The following is a 19,626-nucleotide window of genomic DNA, read 5'->3' on the forward strand; positions in this document are numbered from 1 at the left end:
ATACAGAGAAAAAATAGGGATTTGATGGCTAAAACTGTCGGTTTTCACCCATGGCTGGTGCAAGAAGAAGTCCCCCTGTCATCACAAAATCATGACACGTGTCATGATTTTGTGACAAGCTCGGTACGTTCCAGATGGCCGTAAATGTTTTGCCGTGCAACGCCAGAAATGCGCGACGCCTCGGACACGTTGCCATCGGCGGCCTGCATCAAATTGGCAAAATAGGCGCGTTCAAACAGCAGGCGCGCCTCGCGGTAGGGCAGCAGTTGGGTTTGAATGGTTGCGGCAACGGCACTCCCGGCAGGGCTGGAAACACCCAGGTCGGCGCTCACGATGGGCGCTCCCGCATTGACCACCACCGCGCGCTCTATCGTGTGCTTGAGTTCGCGCACATTGCCGGCCCAGTGTGCGTTTTCCAGCGTGGCAATGGCATCGCCCTGCAAGGGACCGGCGTTCTTGTTGAACTTGCGGTTGAAATGGTTCAGAAAAAACAGGCACAGCGGCAAGATGTCATCACGGCGTTCGCGCAAAGGCGGCACCCGCAGAGGCACCACGTTAATGCGGTAGTACAGATCGGAGCGGAACCGTCCTGCAGCGACTTCTTGCTCCAGGGGTTTATTGGTCGCACAAATCAAACGAAAATTGGACGGCCGCTGCACGGTGCTGCCCAGGCGCACAAACGTGCCCTCCTGCAACACGCGCAGCAAACTGACCTGCAGCTTGGGGCTCATGTCAGCAATTTCGTCCAGCAAAATCGTGCCGTTGTCGGCTTCTTCAAAATAGCCCGCTGTGGTCTTCACGGCACCGGTAAATGCGCCCTTTTCGTAACCAAACAAGGCGGCTTCAATCAGCGACTCCGACAACGCGCCGCAGTTCAGGGCTTTCATGGGGCCACGCGCGCGCGGACTCAGTGAGTGCAGCAATTTGGCAATCACCTCCTTGCCCGTTCCGCTTTCACCCTCCACCAGAACCGTGGTGTCTAATGGTGCGGCCTGGCGCATCTGCACCAACAATCTTTCCATCGCCACGGAGTGGCTGATGATGATGGGGTCGCCCGATTGCGCGGTGAGGATCTCCTTCAGGTCGGCAATCTCGCGGTAGGCCCGGTCCATCTCCAGTGCCTTGGCGACGATGGCTTCAAGCTCTTCGAGATTTTCAAACGGCTTGGTCAGGTAGTCAAACAGACCTTCGCGAACCGCCCGCATCGCATCGCGCACTTCAGCATGGCCGGTGATCATCAAGGCCGTCTGGCGGGGCCGCAATTTGCGCATTTCGGCAAACAAGTCCAGTCCGTTACCGTCGGGCAGACGCTGGTCCAGGATCGCCAGATTAAAGTCGCCCAGATCAAACGCCTGGCGCGCTTGCGCCACGCTGGCGGCGGTCACCAGCTCGATCGGACCCCCAGGCCGGAACAGGTTTTCAAAGAGCTTGCGAGTAAACGGATCGTCATCGACAAGGAGTATTTTGGACTTCATGGTGTGGGCTCCAAGGGCAGCCAGATACTGAACCGGGCGCCACCTTCTGGCAGATTCTCAGCAAGAACCACGCCACCATGTTTCATGGCGATGTGTTGCGCCACGGACAGTCCCAGTCCGGTACCGTTCGAGCGAGTGGTAAAAAAAGGCTTGAAAAGCTTGGCGGCTGTCTCAAGGCTGAAACCTGGCCCTTTGTCGGTGACGCTGAGTAGAACGCCAGCGACGTGCGCGCGTTCGGTCAGCGTCAGCGCCACTTGCACGGGGAAAGCGGGTGCGGACAGGATGGCATTGTGGATGAGGTTGAAAAGTGCCTGGCGCATGAGTACCGCGTCAACATTGAGCATGACGGGCTGTTCAGGTGCTATGAAGTCCACCGCATGTTGCAAATCAATACTTTGGTGGCAGAAGGTGATGGTGTCCTGAACCAGATCCTTGATGTTGGTGGGCAGCATGGTGGAACGCGAAATCTGGTTGATGCGCAGGATTCGCTGAACAATATCGCGGCACTCGGTGCCCGCTTTGCGCACCTCGGCCAACAGTTCTGCCACGCGTTGCGGGTCATTGATCTCACGTTCGGCCAGCTGGCTCAGGTTGATCACGCCAACCAGCGGATTGTTCAGTTGGTGTGCAATTTCGCCCACCAGTTCACCCATGGCCGACATCTTCTCGATTTGCACGACGCGCTCGTGCTCGCTCGTCAGCTTGCTCAACTCGGATTCGGCGACTTGCTGGCGCCTGTACACCACGCTGAACACCTTGTACAGAGCCAGAAACAGGATCAGCCCGCCGCCTCCAATCACTGTCCACAGCAAATACAGGCCGTTCTTGATGGTCTGGTTCAATTCATGGGGGTTGAGATACAAGGACAGGACGCCAATGACTTGGGTCTCCGATTGTGTGGTGGTGTGAGAAAAAATAGGCACATAGCATTCAATGGTCCCGTCGGAATTCTGGCTTTGCTCGCTGGTGTCAAACTTGTTCATCGCCGCATTGAAGACGGCTTGCACCTTCCCCTGCATTGCGCGCGCCAGACGTTCCGGATGACCCGTGAGCCGTGTACCCACCAGACTGGGGTCATCTGACCAGATGATGGTGCCGTCCCGGTTGAACACCTTGATGCGGGCGGTATCCGGCAAATTTACCAGGGTCTTGAAGGCTCGCTCGAAGCGCAGTCGGGCTTGCCCGTCCGTGTAGTTGTGCATGTCCGATGCCGATACATCCTGATCGACCGTCAGTGCATAGACCAGGTCCTGCACGATGGCCGCTTCGCGGTCGATGATCGATTGCCGAAAAAAGGGCGCCTGAATGAGTCCGGTCCCGACCACCATCGCAATGATCATCAAGAAACTGATGGCTGCGAACAATCGGGGCGGGCTTGATATTTTCAATTTCAGATTTCCTGTTAACTGTCGATGTTGGTTCAGCCGGATGATAGTGCAGTCACTTTTGATAGTTTGTTGACCAATTCAGCGGCAGTAGGCTTGATTGCCACCTTTGCCGGATCGAACTGCCAATGGCTAGTTTAGAGGGGGGTGAATCAGAAATCGCTACAGCCGCTCGGGTCTGAAACAGTAGTTGGCACCACTGTTCCAGTGCCCCCAGATTAGTGAGCAACCCCATCCCCGCCGATCCACCCCGAACGCAGTCCGAAAAAAAGCCGCCCGAAGGCGGCTTGCATCGAGGTTTAAACCCGGCTTACTTGGCGCCTGGCACCTTGCCTTCAACACCCTTGACGTAGAAGTTCAGGCCACCGAGGAACTTGTCGTCGGCCACCGTGTCTTTGGCGATTTGCACCTTGCCGGTGTTGTCCACAATCGGGCCTTTCCAGATGGCGAAGCTGCCGTCTGCCAGGCCTTTCTTGACCTCTTCGACTTTGGCCTTGGTCTCGGCGGGCACGTCTTCAGCCATCGAGACGATGTCGATCGCACCTTCCTTCACGCCCCACCAGGAGTGCGCGCCTGCGCCAGCTTTCCAGCTGCCGTCCAGGGCTTCCTTGGTGGCCTTGATGTAGTACGGACCCCAGTTGATGACGGCCGAGGCCAGATGGGCCTTGGGACCGTAGGCGGTCATGTCGGAGTCCCAGCCGAAGGCACGTTTGCCCTTGGCTTCGGCGGTCTTGAGCACGGCGGGCGAGTCGGTGTTCTGGAACAGCACGTCAGCACCGCCATTGATCAGGCTGGTGGCGGCTTCGGTTTCTTTTGGCGGGTCGAACCAGCCGTTGACCCACACCACCTTGGTTTTGACCTTGGGGTTGCTCGACTGTGCACCGAGCGTGAAGGCGTTGATGTTGCGGATGACTTCGGGGATCGGGATGGAGCCGACCACGCCCAGCGTGTTGGATTTGGTCATCTTGCCGGCGATCACACCCGCCATGTACGCGCCTTCATAGGTGCGGCTGTCGTAGGTGCGCATGTTATCGGCCTGCTTGTAGCCGGTGGCATGCTCGAACTTGACGCCAGCGTTGTCAGTGGCCACCTTGAGCATGGGTTCCATGTAGCCGAAGGTGGTGCCAAAAATCAGCTTGTTGCCCTGGCCCGCCATGTCACGCAACACGCGCTCGGCATCAGCCGATTCGGGCACGTTTTCGACAAATGACGTGCTGATCTTGTCGCCAAACTCAGCTTCTAGTGCCTTGCGACCGTTGTCGTGGGCAAAGGTCCAGCCGCCGTCACCCACCGGGCCGACATAGGCAAAAGCAATTTTCAGTGGCTCGGGTTTGGCCGGTTCCGCAGCCACCGGCGCGGGTGCGGGCGCAGGCGCGGGCTCTTCCTTCTTGCCGCAGCCCACCAGCGCGGCAGCGGCCACGGCGGTGAGTGCGGCCGCTTTGAGCAGCGAGCGTTTTTGCAGATCAGTCATGTGTTTTCCTTATCAAGTGACGGGTTGGACAGCGAGAAAAAATGGGATTATGAACCTGAAAGTTCAGGCCCCGGGGTAAAACGGCTTGCCCAGGCTGGTGGGCATGTTGATGCGAATCCACTGCGGCTTGCGCGAGATCAGCGCCAGCACAAGAATGGTGGCCAGATAGGGCAGCATGCTCAAAAACTGCGGCGGCACATCGACACCAACGCCCTGCAGGTGAAACTGCAGCATGGTGACACCGCCAAACAGATAGGCCCCCAGCAGCACGCGGGCCGGGCGCCAGGTGGCAAAGGTCGTCAAGGCCAGGGCAATCCAGCCCTTGCCGGCCACCATGCCTTCCACCCACAGCGGCGTGTAAATGATGGCCAGATAAGCCCCGGCCAGGCCGCACAGCGCACCGCCCACCACCACGGCCAGCAGCCGGATCAGGCGCACCGGGTAACCCAGCGCATGGGCCGACTCTGGGCTTTCGCCAACGCTGCGCATTACCAGGCCATTGCGGGTGCGGTACATGAACCAGATCAGCAGCAGGGCCAGCAGCACCGTCAGGTAGACCAGCGGGTGGTGGCGAAACAGGGCCGGTCCAATCCAGGGAATGTCTGCCAGACCAGGAATGGCGAAGCTGGCGCGCTCCGGAATTCGGGCCTGCACAAAACCCGTTCCGACAAAGGCCGAGAAGCCGGTGCCAAACAGGGTGAGCGCCAGCCCGGTGGCGTACTGGTTGGTGTTGAGCCAGATCACCAGCACGCCAAAAATTGCCGCCAGCACAGCGCCCACCGTCATGCCCGCCGCAAAGCCAAGAACGTCGCTTCCGGTAGTGACCACGGTGGCAAAGCCGGCGATGGCCGCGCACAGCATCATGCCTTCGGCGCCCAGATTGACGATGCCCACTTTTTCATTGATCAACAGACCCAGCGAGGCAATGGCCAGCACCGTGCCCGCATTGAGCGTGGCGGCCAGCAGCAAGGCGTAGGATTCCATCACTTGCTCCACTTCAGACGGTAATTGACCAAGGTGTCACAGGCCAGCAGGCTGAACAACAGCAGCCCTTGAAACACGCCGGTGAGCGACTTGGTAAGCCCCAGGCGCGACTGCGCCAGCTCACCGCCGATATAGAACATGCTCATCAAAATGGCAGAAAACACCATGCCGACCGGGTGCAGACGGCCGACAAAGGCCACAATGATGGCGGCGAAACCGTAACCCGCCGGCACATAGGGCGTGAGCTGGCCGATCGGCCCGGCCACTTCCAGCGCACCGGCCAAGCCCGCCGCGCCACCCGACATCAGCAGCGCCGTCCAGAGCGCCTTGCGCGAAGAAAAGCCGGCGTAGCGCGCCGCCGCCGGCGCCAGCCCACCCACCTGCAAGGCAAGCCCGGCACGGGTGCGAAACAAGAACACCCACAGCCCGGCCACGCTGAGCAGTGCCAGCAGCGCGCCAATGCTGACGCGCGAACCCTCGAACAAACGCGGGATACGGGTTACCGCCTCAAACGTCTTGCTTTGCGGAAAGTTGAAGCCCATCGGGTCTTTCCACGGCCCGCCCACCAGATAACTCAGCAACTGCACCGCCACATAGACCAGCATCAGGCTCACAAGGATCTCGTTGGCATGAAAGCGGTCGCGCAACAACGCGGTGAGGCTCGCCCACACCATGCCACCAAGCACCCCGGCCAGCAAAATGGGCAGCACAATCCAGCGCCCGGTGCCGGCATCGGCCAGCAGTGCGATACCGCCGGCAAAAATCGCCCCGATGATGTACTGGCCTTCGGCGCCAATGTTCCACACATTCGACCTGAAACACACCGCCAGGCCCAGCGCAATGATCAACAGCGGCGTGGCCTTGACCAGCAGTTCGCCCAGGGCATAGGCGTTGTGAACGGGCAGCCAGAAAAACATCTCCAGCCCTTTGAGCGGGTCTTTGCCCAGCGCCGAGAACATCAGCGCGCCAATCAACACGGTGACCAGCAACGCCAGCAGGGGCGAGCCATAGGTCCAGGCCCGGGAAGGCTCGGGGCGCGCTTCAAGCTTGAGCATGGGATCCTCCTGACTGGCCGGCGAAAGCAGGCACCGTCGGCTCTTCGTCCCAAAGCCCGCTCATCCAGATCCCGATGCGCTCAATACTGGCCTCTGCGATGGGCACCGAGGGCGACAACCGACCTTTGGCAATCACATGCAGACGGTCACTCACCTCGAACAGCTCCTCGAGTTCCTCACTGACCATCAGCACCGCGCAACCGGCGTCGCGCAGCGCCAGGATTTCGCTCCGGATTTGGGCCGCCGCGCCCACGTCGACACCCCAGGTCGGTTGCGAAACGATGAACAGCCTGGGCTGGGCGTCAATCTCCCGGCCGACAATGAATTTTTGCAGATTGCCGCCCGAGAGCGAACGCGCCAGCGCGCGCGGACCAGCGGCCTTGACATTGAACGCCTGGATGAGCTTTGCCGCGTGTTGCTCCAGCGCCCGCGGCTTGATCCAGCCGCCAGCAAATTTGGGCATGGAAATGGATTCGGTGCGTGTCAGCAGCAGGTTGTGCGCCAGGCTCAGGTTCGGCACAGCACCGCGCCCGAGCCGCTCTTCAGGTACAAAGTGCAGGCCCAACTTGCGCCGTCCCCCGGGATGCATGGCCGAGACATCGGTGTCACCCATGCGAATGCTGGCTTTGGGCGCACGGCAGTCTTCGCCCGACAAGGCATACATGAGCTCTTTTTGGCCGTTGCCGGAAACCCCGGCAATGCCCACCACCTCACCGGCTCGCACCTGCAGGCCAATATTCTCAAGGTCCATGCCAAACTGGTCCTCACGCGCCAGCGTGAGCCCGTTCACGTCAAGCACCACGGCACCTGACTGCTGTGCACGGTGCTGCAGCTGCGGCGGCTCGGCGCCGATCATCATGCGCGACAGGGAAGCATTGGACTCCTCGGCCGGGTTGCAGACACCGGTGACCTTGCCACCGCGCAGCACGGTGCAGGCATTGCACAGCTCGCGTATTTCATGCAGTTTGTGGCTGATGTACAAGATGCTGCAGCCCTCGCTGGCCAGTTTTTTCAACACCACAAAAAGCTTGTCTACCGCCTGCGGGGTCAGCACCGAGGTCGGCTCATCCAGAATCAGCAACTCCGGGCGCGTCAGCAGGGCACGGATGATTTCCACCCGCTGCATCTCGCCCACGCTCAGGGTATGCACCGGGCGCGCCGGGTCAACGTCGAGTCCGTACTCATTCGCCTTGGCCACGATGCTGGCGGTGACCTGATCCAGGGAACTGCGCGCCAGGCCGAGCCAGACGTTTTCTGCCACGGTCAGGGTGTCGAACAAATTGAAATGCTGAAACACCATGCTGATGCCGTTGGCCCGCGCGTCCTTGGGGTTGCGAATCTGCATGACCTGGCCGTTGATCCGGACCTCACCGGCATCGGGCTTGACGGCGCCGTAAATGATTTTCATCAGGGTCGACTTGCCGGCGCCGTTTTCGCCCAGCACCGCGTGGGTCTCGCCGGGCATCACCGTCAGGCTCACGTCACTGTTGGCGACCACGCCGGGGTAGCGTTTGGTGATGCCGGACAGTTGAAGACGGGGCGTGATCATGAGCAAACTTGTCAATTGAGTTAGGTACTGTTTTTACCAGCAAAATGCCCTGAAATCTGGATTCGTGATGATCGGGTACGACATTTGCTCTATGCTTATGACCGTGGTGCCACGGATCACCATCAAAACTCTTCATTGTGAGCGCCTTCATGAACCCACCCCTCCTGCAATTTGTCTGGCGCGGCGAGATTGTCACGCTGCAGCATGTCCCGCCCACCCGCACACTGCTGCAACTGCTGCGCGAAGACCTCGGCCACAGCGCCACCAAGGAAGGCTGTAACGAAGGCGACTGTGGCGCCTGCACCGTGGTGCAGGCTGAGTTACAAGGCGGGCAGTTGCATTACAACGCCGTCAACAGTTGCATCAAACTGGCGCATGCCATCCATGGCATGGCGCTATGGACCGCCGCCGACCTGGCCGCGGCCGATGGCACAGCGCACCCCGTGCAGCAAGCACTGCACCAGTGCCACGCCAGCCAGTGCGGTTTTTGCACGCCCGGCTTTGCAATGAGCCTGTTTGGCCTGTACCAGAACACGGTGCTGAAAGACCAGCCGGTCAGCCGCGCCCAAGCGCAGGAGGCGCTGTCGGGCAACCTGTGCCGCTGCACCGGCTACCGGCCCATTCTGGACGCAGCACAAGCGATGACCACCCTGCCCCGGGTGCCTATGGACGAGGCGCGCCTGCGCCAGCAATTAGCCGCCATCGCGCCCGCCAATAGGGAGCAGGCCGCAGGGCTTTCCTACGACGCGCCGACCCGCCTGGGCGCGCTGCTGGCCGCCCGTGCCGCCCGGCCGCAGGCCCAGTTGGTGGCCGGTTGCACCGATGTCGGCTTGTGGATCAACAAGCTGCACATGAATTTTGCGCAGGTGCTCGATCTCACGCGCGTGGCCGAGCTCAAGACCATCGAAGTTCAGGACGGCCACACCGTCATCGGTGCGGCGGTCAACCTGAACGACGCCTTTGCCGCGCTGGAGTTGGATCGGCCGCAACTGCACAATTTTTTCAACCGCTTTGCCGGCTTGCCGGTGCGCCATGCCGGCACCCTGGGCGGCAATATCGCCAACGGCTCGCCGATTGGCGACAGCATGCCGCTGCTGATCGCCCTGAACGCCAGCGTGGTGCTGATGCGCGTGCGCGGCCAGCGCGAACTGCCGCTGGAAGCGCTGTACATCGGCTATCGCAAGAATGTCATGGCGGCAGACGAAGTGCTGGCCTGGATCCGCGTGCCAAGACCCCAGCCTGGTGAATTGCTGCACGTTTTCAAGGTCTCCAAACGCATGGAGGACGACATTTCTGCGGTGTGTCTGGCGATCAGCGTACAGCTGAACGACGGACGCGTCACACAGGCCTCGATCGGCGTCGGCGGCGTCGCGGCCACGCCGGTGCGCGCCGTGCAAACCGAGGCGGTGCTTACCGGGCAGGCCTGGACACAAGACACAATCACGCTGGCCAAAGCCAGTTTGCGCAGCGAGTTTCAACCGATCTCGGACATGCGCGCCAGTGCCGCCTACCGCGTGCAGTTGCTCGATGGGCTGATGGAACGTTTCTGGCTCGAAAGCCAAGGCGTGCCTGACATCAGCCTGGCAAGCTTGAGCCTGGAAGGAGAACAGGCATGAACGCTCCCTTTCCCGCAGGCGCTGAACCCTTTTTGGCCAGCGGCCAGCCCCATCCACACGAAAGCGCCGCCGCACATATTGCCGGAGCCGCGACCTACATCGACGACATCCCGGAGCTGCGCGGCACGTTGTACGCCGCCCCGGTGCTGTCCAGGGTAGCGCACGGCAAGCTGCTGGGCGTGGACACGCAGGCCGCGCTGGCGCTGCCCGGTGTGCACGCCGTGCTGCTAGCCGCCGATGTGCCGGGCAGCAAGGTGCTGGCCGCCTTTGCCGGCGATGAGCCCGTGTTGGCGCTAGACACTGTTCAGCATGTGGGCCAGGTCATTGGCCTGGTGGTGGCCGACAGCGTGATGCTGGCGCGCCGCGCAACGCGCCTGGTGATGCCCCAAATTGAGCCCCTGCCCGCCATCCTGGACGTGCGCGCGGCCCTGGCAGCGCAAAGTTTTGTGCTGCCGCCCGTCACGGTGCGCCGGGGCGAAGCGGCCCAGGCCCTGGCGCGCGCACCGCACACCCTGCAAGGCACGCTCGAAGTCGGCGGCCAGGAGCACTTTTATCTGGAAGGCCAGGTGGCTTACGCGCTGCCACAAGAACAAAACCAGTGGCTCATCCACAGCAGCACGCAGCATCCCGGCGAGGTGCAGCACTGGGTGGCTCATGCGCTTGGCCTGGACAACCATGCGGTCACGGTGCAGTGCCGGCGCATGGGTGGCGGTTTTGGCGGCAAGGAAACGCAGGCAGGCCATGTCGCGGTGTGGGCGGCACTGGCGGCACACAAGTTGCGGCGACCGGTGAAGCTGCGGCTGGATCGCGATGATGACTTCATGATCACCGGCAAGCGTCATCCCTTCAGCTACGACTACCGTGTGGGTTTTGACGACAGTGGCAGGCTCTGCGGCCTGCAGTTGCAAATGCTGGCGCATTGCGGCTTCAGCGCTGATTTGTCGGGCCCGGTTGCGGACCGGGCCATTTTTCATGTCGACAACGCCTACTTTTTGCAAGACGTCGAGATCATCTCGTACCGCTGCAAGATCAACACCCAGAGCCACACCGCGTTTCGTGGCTTTGGCGGGCCGCAAGGCATGATCGTCACCGAGGCCATCCTGGGCAACATCGCGCGCCATCTGGGGCTGGACCCGCTCGCTGTGCGACGGCGCAACCTGTACAGCGATGAGGCAGAACGCAACACCACGCATTACGGCATGCAGGTCGAGGGCAACATCCTGCAGCCCTTGTTGTCAACGCTGGAACGTTCTGCCAACTACCAGCAGCGCCGGGCTGCCATCGCCTCATGGAATGTCGGTCATACGGTCATCAAGCGCGGCATCGCCCTGACGCCGGTCAAATTTGGCATCAGCTTTACCGCCACGCTGTTCAACCAGGCGGGCGCTTTGGTGCATGTCTATCTGGACGGCAGCGTCTCGGTCAACCACGGCGGCACCGAAATGGGGCAAGGCCTGCACACCAAGGTGGCACAGATCGTGGCCGACGAGTTGGGTGTGCCGCTGACTCGCGTGCGGGTGAGCGCCAGCGACACCGGCAAAATCCCCAACGCCTCGGCTACTGCCGCCTCGGCCGGCACCGACCTCAATGGCCGCGCCGCCCAATTTGCCGCGCGCCATATTCGCGACAACCTGGCAGCCTTTGTCTGCGGCCTCGACGGTGTCGGCGCCGGTGCGGTACAGTTTGCCGCCGGCCAGGTGATCACGCCCCAAGCCACGCGCAGCTTTACCGACGTGGTGGCGCAGGCTTACGCCAACCGCATCCAGCTCTGGAGCGACGGTTTTTACCGCACCCCCAAAATCCACTATGACAAAACCACCCTGACCGGGCGGCCGTTTTACTACTTTGCCTATGGCGCGGCGTGCACCGAGGTGGCCATCGACACCCTCACCGGCGAGAGCCGCGTGTTGCAAGTGGACATCCTGCACGACGTGGGCCGATCCATCAACCCGGCCATCGACATCGGGCAGATTGAAGGCGGCTTTGTGCAAGGCATGGGCTGGCTCACCTCCGAGGAACTGGTGTGGAACGAGCAGGGCCTGCTGAGCACGCACGCGCCCAGCACTTACAAAATCCCCACCGCCGGCGATGTGCCCAGCCATTTCAGAATCGATTTATGGCCCGAGCCCAACCCCGAGGACAACGTGTTTGGCTCCAAAGCCGTGGGCGAACCGCCGTTGATGCTGGCCATCAGCGTGTTTGAGGCGCTGCGCGAGGCGGTGGCCCAGGCGCGCGGCGACGGGCAGGCGGTGCAATTGAATGCACCGGCGACGGCAGAACGGGTGTTGTGGGCGCTGCAATCTAATTAGTTGGGGTCAGAGCACATCGCTTCGCGAGTGGTCTGACCCGCAAAAGCTCAGGTTAGTTGGGGTCAGAGCACGTCGCTGTGCGAGTGGTCTGACCCGCAAAGTCTCAGACGCCGGCCAGCGAGCGCAGGGCGTTGGGGTTGACCAGTTTGAGCACACGGCCGGAGCCGCTGATCAGGCTTTGCTCGCGCAGGTGGCGCAGCACGCGCGAGAAAGTTTCGGGGGCAATGCCCAGTTGCACGGCAATGCTGCGCTTGCGCTGATGCAGTTCAACCGCCATCTGGCCCTGGGCGCCGGACTGGGCATGACTGAGCAGCCACTCGGCACAGCGCGCCTCGGCATCCTTGGCCAGGCGACTCACGGCAAACTCGGTTTGGTGACGGTGTGCCATGGCCACGTCGGTCAGCACGGCCTGGGCGGCTTCGGGCAGGTCGGCAATGCCTTTGCTGAAATCGTCCATGCTGACCTGGCGCAATTCGACCGGGGTATCGGCCAACGCATCCACCAGGTGCGACATATTGAGCACGGCCGAGCTGGCATCGAGCCAGCAGGGACCTTCCAGCACGCCGATCTGATGCTCCATCAAACCATCCGCCAACACGCCCAGTGCGACACGTCCGGATTCGATGTAACTGACCCAGACTGGCTTGACACCGCGTTGCAGCAGAAGCTGTCCGCGGGCAACATTTTGGGTCTGGGCACTGGGATCGATGGTGTTGACGGTAAACATAAGCGCTACTTTGCAGCGCCTGCCCGGTCTAAATCTTGAGCAATATCAATGAATATGAAAAAACTTATTCACCCAGATAAGCCGCCCGCACCTTGGGATCATGCAACATGGTTTTGGCGTCACCGGTCATGGTGATCAGGCCCGAATCCATGACATAACCACGGTCGGCAATGGCCAGGGCACGGCTTGCGTTTTGCTCCACCAGCAGGATCGTGACGCCCTGTGCATAGACCTCGCGCACCACGTCAAAGATCTTGTCGACCATGATCGGTGACAGGCCCATGGAGGGTTCGTCGAGCAGCAACACCTTGGGGCGGCTCATCAGCGCCCGGCCCATGGCCAGCATTTGCTGCTCACCGCCGCTCATGGTGCCGGCCAACTGGTCACGGCGCTCCTTGAGGCGCGGGAAGGTGGTGAACACCCTGTCAATGTCCTGCAGAATTTCGGCCTGGTCGTTGCGAATGTAAGCCCCCATCTGCAGGTTTTCGATGATCGTCATGCGGGTAAAGACGCCGCGACCTTCGGGCACCATGGCCAGCCCCTGCTTGACCAGATCCCAGGGGCCCTGACCGCGAATGCTTTTGCCCAGGTACTCGATGTCGCCATCGTTGATGGGCAGTGAACCGGTGATGGCTTTCATGGAGGTGGTTTTGCCCGCCCCGTTGGAGCCGATGAGCGACACCAGTTCGCCTTCGCAGACCTCAAAATCAACACCCTTGACGGCCTGAATGCCGCCGTAAGCCACTTTGAGGCCTTTGACTTTTAATAATACTTCGGCCATGTCAGTGTCCTCCGGTGCCCAGATAAGCTTCAATCACTTTTTCGTTGCGCTGCACATCGGCCGGCGTGCCCTCGGCTATCTGCTTGCCGTAGTCGAGCACCGTGACGCGATCACACAGGCCCATGACCAGTTTGACGTCGTGCTCGATCAGCAAAATGGTGCGGTTGTCGTTGCGGATTTTGTCGATCAGCTCGCGCAGCATCACTTTTTCGGTGCTGTTCATGCCGGCGGCGGGTTCGTCCAGGGCAATCAGTTGCGGGTCAGTGGCCAGGGCACGGGCAATTTCCAGACGCCGCTGGTCGCCATAACTCAGGGTTCGGGCCTTGTAGTCGGCCAGGCTGCCAATGCCCACGTAGTCCAGCAACTCCTGGGCGCGCTTGGCTATGGCCGCTTCTTCAGACTTGAAACCGGGTGTGCGAAACACCGCGCCGAGCAAACCGGAACGGGTGCGCACATGGCGTCCCACCATGACATTCTCAAGCGCCGTCATTTCGGCAAACAGGCGAATATTCTGGAAGGTGCGGGCAATACCGGCCTTGGCCACTTCGTGCACGGCGGTGGGCTGGTAGGGCTTGCCGGCCAGCTCGAAAGTGCCAGTGTCCGGGGTGTACAAACCGGTGAGCACATTGAAAAACGTGGTTTTGCCAGCGCCATTGGGACCAATCAGGCCATAGACCTGGCCACGCCTGATCTGGATGCCCACATCGCTCAAGGCCTGCAGGCCGCCGAAGCGTTTGGATACGCCGGCAACGTTGAGTACGGTGTCTGTCATGTCATTTCTTCTTGGGTAGGGTCGCGTCAGGACTTGGTGGTTTGCAGGGATTTGCCGTGCTCGGGTGACGGCCACAAACCACGCGGACGCAACAACATCACAATGATCATGGCCAGCGCAATCAGCAACTGACGCAGGATGGACGCGTCAAGACGGCCGCCGGTCATGTTTTGCAACGGCCCGGCCACATAGCGCAGCACCTCGGGCAAGGCGGACAGCGCCACCGCCCCCAGAATCACACCAGGCAGGTGACCAATGCCACCCAGCACCACCATCGCCACAATCATGATGGACTCCATCAAGGCAAATGACTCAGGCGAAATAAAGCCCTGGAACGAGGCAAACATGGCGCCGGAGACACCGCCAAACGTGGCACCCATGCCAAACGCCAGCAATTTCAGGTTGCGCGTGTTGATGCCCATGGCCTTGGCCGCAATCTCGTCCTCGCGAATGGCCATCCAGGCACGTCCCACGCGCGAAAGTTGCAGGCGGTGCGAAATGATGACACTCACCACCACCAACGCCAAAAACAGGTAGTAGTAGAGCGAGACAGATGCCAGCTGAAACCCAAACACCTCCACCTTTTTGCCCATGCTGAGACCAAAAAAGCTCAAGGCGTCAATCTGGCCCAGGCCCTTGGGGCCGTTGGTGATGTTGACAGGATGGTCCAGGTTGTTCATGAAGACGCGAATGATTTCACCAAAGCCCAGCGTCACAATGGCCAGGTAATCACCGCGTAAGCGCAAGGTGGGTGCGCCCAGCAACACACCCAGCAGGCCAGCCAGGCCGGCCGCCGCGGGGATCACCAGCCAGATCGGCAAATGCAGGCCATCGGGGAACATGGCGGCAATGGCAGGAAAGGTATCAATCAGGTGCGGCGAGGCCAGCAACGCATACATATAAGCGCCAATGGCAAAAAAGGCCACGTAACCCAGGTCGAGCAAGCCGGCGTAACCCACCACAATGTTCAGCCCCAGTGCCAGCAGCACATACAGCAGGGCCATGTCGGCAATGCGCACCCAGGCATTGCCAAACCCTTGCAGCAACAGCGGCAGCACCAGCAAACCAAGGGCCGCCAGCAAAAATACGATGATCTGTTTTTGTTGTTTCATGCTCTGTCTCCTTACGCCCTGTCAGCCACCCGCTCACCCAGCAAGCCTGAGGGTCTTAGTGTGAGCACGATGATCAGTACCACAAACGCAAAAATATCCGAGTAGTGGCTGCCCAGCACACCCCCTGTGAGCATGCCGATGTAGCCTGCCCCCAGCGATTCGATCAGGCCCAGCAAAATGCCGCCCACCACGGCGCCGGCCAGGTTGCCAATGCCACCAAAAACGGCTGCGGTAAAAGCCTTGAGTCCTGGCAGGAAACCCATGGTGTGCTGCACCGTGCCGTAATTGGCCGCCCACATGATGCCGGCAATGGCCGCCAGCACGGCACCGATCACAAAAGTGGCCGAAATCACCAGGTCGGGCTTGACCCCCATGAGCGCCGCCACGCGGGGGTTTTCAGCGGTAGCCCGCATGGCGCGCCCCAATTTGGTGTAATTGACGAGCCACATCAGGGTGGCAAGGGCACAGGCAGTGACCCCCAGAATCAGTACCTGCGTGACCGAAATCACCGCGCCACCAATCTCATAGGGCGTGCCGCCGATCAAGTTCGGATACGGTTTGTAATTGGGCTTCCAGATGATCATGGCCATCGTTTGCAGAAAGATCGACATGCCGATGGCAGTGATCAGCGGCGCCAGGCGCGGGCTGTTGCGCAGTGGTCGGTAAGCCACTTTTTCGATCGTGAAGTTGAGCGTGGCCGCCACGATGCAGGCAATGACCATCGCAATCAGCAGGATGATCCAGCCCGGTGCGCCGGGCATGGCCTCCTGCATCAAACCGATGATGGTCCAGCTGGTCAGCGCTCCCACCATGAGGACCTCGCCGTGGGCGAAGTTGATCAGGCCAATGATGCCGTACACCATGGTGTAGCCCAAGGCCACCAACGCATACATGCTGCCCAACACCAGACCATTGATGATCTGCTGGATCAAGGTTTCCATACTTGTTTTTTCTCCGATTTTTGGCCGGTTGAGGTGTCAACAGGGTTGCTGACGCGTTATGCAGCCTTATGAGCCTTGCCGGTGTGTTGGCAGCAAGCTTCCAACGACGTGTTTGAGTGGCAGGATTGTAGCCATGAGACCTCCCCATAAAGGTGCAATTCAATCCGGGTAAACCCTTGCACTATCGGCTTGCATGCAAGACCAATGCCAGCTTAGCGCGCTTGCCGATTGCGCTCTTCAAGGGCACGCAGTTTGTCGGCAATCTTGATCTCAAGCCCGCGCTGTACCGGCTTGTAAAAACCAGGCGCGGCCATGCCCTCAGGCAAATAACGCTCGCCCGCCGCAAAGGCATCGGCTTCATCGTGCGCGTAGCGGTAGCCTTTGCCATAGTCCAGTTCTTTCATCAACTTGGTGGGTGCATTGCGCAGGTGCATGGGCACTGGACGCGTGCCATCCTGCTTGACAAAAGCCTTGGCTTCATTGAACGCCTTGTAGACAGCATTGGATTTGGGGGCCACCGCCAGGTAGATCACGCACTCTGCGAGAGCCAGTTCGCCCTCGGGCGTGCCCAGGCGCTCGTAGACCTCGGCCGCATCGAGCGCCAGACGCAACGCACGCGGGTCGGCCAGACCAATGTCCTCGCTGGCCATGCGGATCAGGCGGCGCGCCAGGTAGCGCGGGTCGGCGCCGCCGTCGAGCATGCGCACCAGCCAATACAGTGCGGCATCGGGGTCGGAGCCGCGCACGCTTTTGTGCAAGGCCGAGATGGTGTCGTAAAACTGCTCGCCACCCTTGTCATAACGACGCATACGCTCACCCAGCACCTTGAGCAGCCACACGTCGGTGATCTCGGCACGCTTTTCCTGCGTGGCTGACACCGCCAGCGTTTCGAGCGTGTTGAGCAGCCGGCGCGCATCCCCATCGGCATAGGCCACCAGGCGGTCGATCGCCTTGGGTTCGATTTCCGGCACCACCTGCAGCGCCTGGGCCGAAGCCACAATTTGCTTCAGGTCCTCAGCCGTCAAAGGCTGCAACACGTAGACCGCCGCACGTGACAACAGGGCCGAGTTCACCTCAAACGACGGGTTCTCGGTGGTAGCCCCGATGAAGGTGAACAGGCCGCTTTCCACATGCGGCAAAAAAGCATCCTGTTGCCCCTTGTTGAAGCGGTGCACCTCGTCAACAAACACCAGCGTGCGCCGTCCCTGTTGCTGTGCCAGTTGCGCTTTTTCGACCGCTTCCCGAATGTCCTTGACGCCGCCGAGCACCGCGCTGATGGTGATGAACTGTGCGTCAAACGCACTCGCCATGAGACGCGCGATGGTGGTTTTGCCGGTGCCCGGTGGCCCCCAGAAAATGCAGCTGTGCGGCTGGCCGGACTCGAACGCCAGGCGCAAGGCCATGCCCTCGCCCAGCAAATGTTGCTGGCCCACAACTTCGCTGAGGGTTTTGGGGCGCAGGCGCTCGGCCAGAGGGGAAGGGTTGGACGCGGGATGGTTCATACAACAATATTGTGACTGCGTCGACGTCTTGGAATAACTTCGGACAATTTCCAACGTCAGGTTGCGTTTTCATTGACTTAACGCAAAAAGTTGCAAGACTATATTTGCTTAAAAGGTCCTTTCTTTAAAAAATGCAGCGTCTGTCTTGACCTCAAGCGCGAACGCATTCGCACAAAGTCTGCAGACAACACAACTGACATACAGGTGATCCATGAAAAAAGAATTGACAAAAATGGGCATCCGGGCCTGGGTGACCCTGGCAGCCACCTCGCTGCTGATGGCGTCTGCCGTGTTTGCCAAACAGCCCGACCCCGCCGTGGTCAAGCAGCAGGAGCAGCGCGCGCAAGCCACGATTGACCAAATCAAGGCGGCCATACCGACCCCGACGGCGGGCAAGTCACCCCCGACCGATGCGGCCACCTGTTATGCCTGCCACAAGGACATCAAGGAGTTTCACGCCAACAGCAAACACGCCAGCGTCAACTGCGCCCAGTGCCACACCAAACCCGAAGAGCATCTGGCCAAGGACGGCAAAGCCGCCATTGGCACACGCACCGACCACGCGGCCTGTGGCAGTTGTCACCAGGCGCAATACGACTCGTTCCTGGCGATCAATTACGAGTCCAAGGCCCGCGTCGAAAAAGGCACCTTTAAGGGCCGCTCCCCGCTGTTTGACAAGCTCATGGCGCCCCATGGCTTCACCAAGGAGCATGCCGAGCCACGCAGCCACATTTTCATGCTGATGGACCAGTTGATCGTCGACCGGGGTTATGGCGGCCGCTTCCAGCTCAAGGACTGGACCTTCCTGAGCGACGGCAAAGGCGCTGAAACACAATTGTGGAGTGTGCTGCTGAAAGACGCCGAGCCCGGCACCAGCGACCAGAAGATCTTCCTGCCGCAAACCGCCGCGGCCTCCAACCCGGTCTGCCTGAACTGCAAAACGCAGGACCACATCCTGAAATGGAAATACATGGGCGACCCCGACCCCAAAGCACAATGGTCACGCACCTCCAAGGTGGTTGACTTTGTGCGTGACCTGAAGCACCCGATGAACTGCTACAGCTGCCATGACCCGCACTCCACGGCACCCCGCGTGGTGCGTGACGCACTGATCGAGGCGGTGGTTGACCGCGGCATGGGGACCTACCCCAACAACAAGGCCAAGAGCGAAAAAATCACCATGAAAAAAGTGAGCTTCCGCGACGGCTTCCGCTCCATCGGCATCCTGAGCAAGTCCGACTCCAACCTGATGTGCGCCCAGTGCCACGTGGAATACAACTGCAATCCCGGCTTTGACACCAGCACCGGCGAGTACAGCGTGACGATGGCCGACCGCCGCACCAACCATTTCTTCTGGTCCAACGTGTTCGACTACAAGGCTGCGGCCGAGAAAATCAAATTCAAGGACTTCAAGCATGCCACCACGGGCGCCCTGCTGTCCAAGCTGCAGCACCCCGAGAGCGAAACATTCTGGGGCAGCAAACACGAAGGCGCCGGTGTCGAGTGCAAGGACTGCCACATGCCCAAGGTCATTGGTGATGGCAAGACCTACACCTCGCACCAGCAAAAGTCGCCGCGCTACAACGTGACCGACACCTGCGTGCGTTGCCATGGCGAAATGACCAAGGAACAGGCGCTGTACCAGATCGATTCGATCCAGAACTACACCCGCGGCAAACTGGCCAAGGCCGAATACTGGCTGGCCCAGTTGATCGACACCTTTGCCAAGGCCAAGGCTGCCGGAGTGCCCGATGAAGCAATCAAAAAGGCGCAAGGCCACCACGACCAGGCCCATATTTATTGGGAATGGTGGACGGCAGAAAACTCGGATGGTTTCCATAATCCCGGTGCTGCCCGCGAAACACTGACACGATCTGTCAATGAATCGCAGGCCGGCATCAAGGTGCTCAACGATGCCATGCAGGCCGTGGTTGCAAAAAAGTAAAC

At 60.5% G+C, this 19,626-nt stretch carries 15 protein-coding genes; 3 read left to right on the plus strand and 12 right to left on the minus strand.

Annotated elements, in window-relative coordinates; genetic code table 11:
- Positions 1 to 101 precede the first annotated feature (101 nt).
- The 6 genes from NDI87_RS00200 to NDI87_RS00225 form a co-directional block, all read right to left on the minus strand.
- Positions 102 to 1,475, minus strand: coding sequence for a sigma-54 dependent transcriptional regulator (locus NDI87_RS00200; protein WP_296272687.1), 1,374 nt, complete (start codon positions 1,473 to 1,475; stop codon positions 102 to 104).
- Positions 1,472 to 2,863 (minus strand): HAMP domain-containing sensor histidine kinase, encoded by a 1,392-nt coding sequence (locus NDI87_RS00205; protein ID WP_296272688.1) that lies wholly within the window; start codon positions 2,861 to 2,863, stop codon positions 1,472 to 1,474. The genes NDI87_RS00200 and NDI87_RS00205 overlap by 4 nt, the downstream gene beginning before the upstream one ends.
- A 307-nt stretch (positions 2,864 to 3,170) precedes the next feature.
- The gene (locus NDI87_RS00210; RefSeq protein WP_296272689.1) at positions 3,171 to 4,331 is read right to left on the minus strand and encodes a BMP family ABC transporter substrate-binding protein; all 1,161 of its coding nucleotides are present in this window, start codon (positions 4,329 to 4,331) and stop codon (positions 3,171 to 3,173) included.
- Positions 4,332 to 4,394: 63 nt separating this feature from the next.
- Entirely contained in the window at positions 4,395 to 5,315 is a 921-nt protein-coding gene (locus NDI87_RS00215) for an ABC transporter permease (RefSeq protein ID WP_296272690.1), read from the minus strand.
- Positions 5,315 to 6,370: an ABC transporter permease gene (locus NDI87_RS00220; protein WP_296272691.1), complete on the minus strand. Its 1,056-nt coding sequence runs from the start codon at positions 6,368 to 6,370 to the stop codon at positions 5,315 to 5,317. The genes NDI87_RS00215 and NDI87_RS00220 overlap by 1 nt, the downstream gene beginning before the upstream one ends.
- Entirely contained in the window at positions 6,357 to 7,919 is a 1,563-nt protein-coding gene (locus tag NDI87_RS00225) for an ABC transporter ATP-binding protein (protein WP_296272692.1), read from the minus strand. Before NDI87_RS00225 ends, NDI87_RS00220 begins: the two co-directional genes overlap by 14 nt.
- Before the next feature lie 149 nt (positions 7,920 to 8,068).
- Here NDI87_RS00225 and xdhA point away from each other — a divergent pair, with 149 nt between their 5' ends.
- The gene (xdhA, locus tag NDI87_RS00230; protein WP_296272693.1) at positions 8,069 to 9,535 is read left to right on the plus strand and encodes a xanthine dehydrogenase small subunit; all 1,467 of its coding nucleotides are present in this window, start codon (positions 8,069 to 8,071) and stop codon (positions 9,533 to 9,535) included.
- On the plus strand, positions 9,532 to 11,844 hold the full coding sequence (gene xdhB, locus NDI87_RS00235) for a xanthine dehydrogenase molybdopterin binding subunit (RefSeq protein ID WP_296272694.1): 2,313 nt from the start codon (positions 9,532 to 9,534) through the stop codon (positions 11,842 to 11,844). The genes xdhA and xdhB overlap by 4 nt, the downstream gene beginning before the upstream one ends.
- Positions 11,845 to 11,947: 103 nt before the next feature.
- On the opposite strand, the gene NDI87_RS00240 is transcribed toward xdhB, so the two are convergent.
- The 6 genes from NDI87_RS00240 to NDI87_RS00265 all read right to left on the minus strand — a co-directional run bounded on the left by NDI87_RS00240 (position 11,948) and on the right by NDI87_RS00265 (position 17,679).
- On the minus strand, positions 11,948 to 12,571 hold the full coding sequence (locus tag NDI87_RS00240; RefSeq protein WP_296272695.1) for a Crp/Fnr family transcriptional regulator: 624 nt from the start codon (positions 12,569 to 12,571) through the stop codon (positions 11,948 to 11,950).
- 64 nt (positions 12,572 to 12,635) lie between these two features.
- Positions 12,636 to 13,352 carry an ABC transporter ATP-binding protein gene (locus NDI87_RS00245; RefSeq protein ID WP_296272696.1) on the minus strand — a complete coding sequence of 239 codons (717 nt, stop codon included), beginning with the start codon at positions 13,350 to 13,352 and terminating at the stop codon, positions 12,636 to 12,638.
- 1 nt (position 13,353) lies between these two features.
- Complete coding sequence (locus tag NDI87_RS00250; protein WP_296272697.1) at positions 13,354 to 14,124, minus strand: ABC transporter ATP-binding protein; 771 nt, start codon at positions 14,122 to 14,124, stop codon at positions 13,354 to 13,356.
- Positions 14,125 to 14,150: 26 nt separating this feature from the next.
- A complete protein-coding gene (locus tag NDI87_RS00255; RefSeq protein ID WP_296272698.1) occupies positions 14,151 to 15,236 on the minus strand; it encodes an ABC transporter ATP-binding protein in 1,086 nt (361 codons plus the stop codon).
- Positions 15,237 to 15,247: 11 nt separating this feature from the next.
- Complete coding sequence (locus NDI87_RS00260) at positions 15,248 to 16,177, minus strand: branched-chain amino acid ABC transporter permease (RefSeq protein ID WP_296272699.1); 930 nt, start codon at positions 16,175 to 16,177, stop codon at positions 15,248 to 15,250.
- Positions 16,178 to 16,389: 212 nt separating this feature from the next.
- Positions 16,390 to 17,679, minus strand: a complete 1,290-nt coding sequence (locus tag NDI87_RS00265; RefSeq protein ID WP_296272700.1) for a replication-associated recombination protein A — start codon at positions 17,677 to 17,679, stop codon at positions 16,390 to 16,392.
- Positions 17,680 to 17,890: 211 nt separating this feature from the next.
- Between NDI87_RS00265 and NDI87_RS00270 the strand changes: the two genes are divergently transcribed.
- Positions 17,891 to 19,624 (plus strand): ammonia-forming cytochrome c nitrite reductase subunit c552, encoded by a 1,734-nt coding sequence (locus NDI87_RS00270; RefSeq protein WP_296272701.1) that lies wholly within the window; start codon positions 17,891 to 17,893, stop codon positions 19,622 to 19,624.
- The last annotated feature ends 2 nt before the right edge of the window (positions 19,625 to 19,626 follow it).

Source organism: Rhodoferax sp., from assembly GCF_023701345.1.
Lineage (GTDB): Bacteria > Pseudomonadota > Gammaproteobacteria > Burkholderiales > Burkholderiaceae_C > Rhodoferax.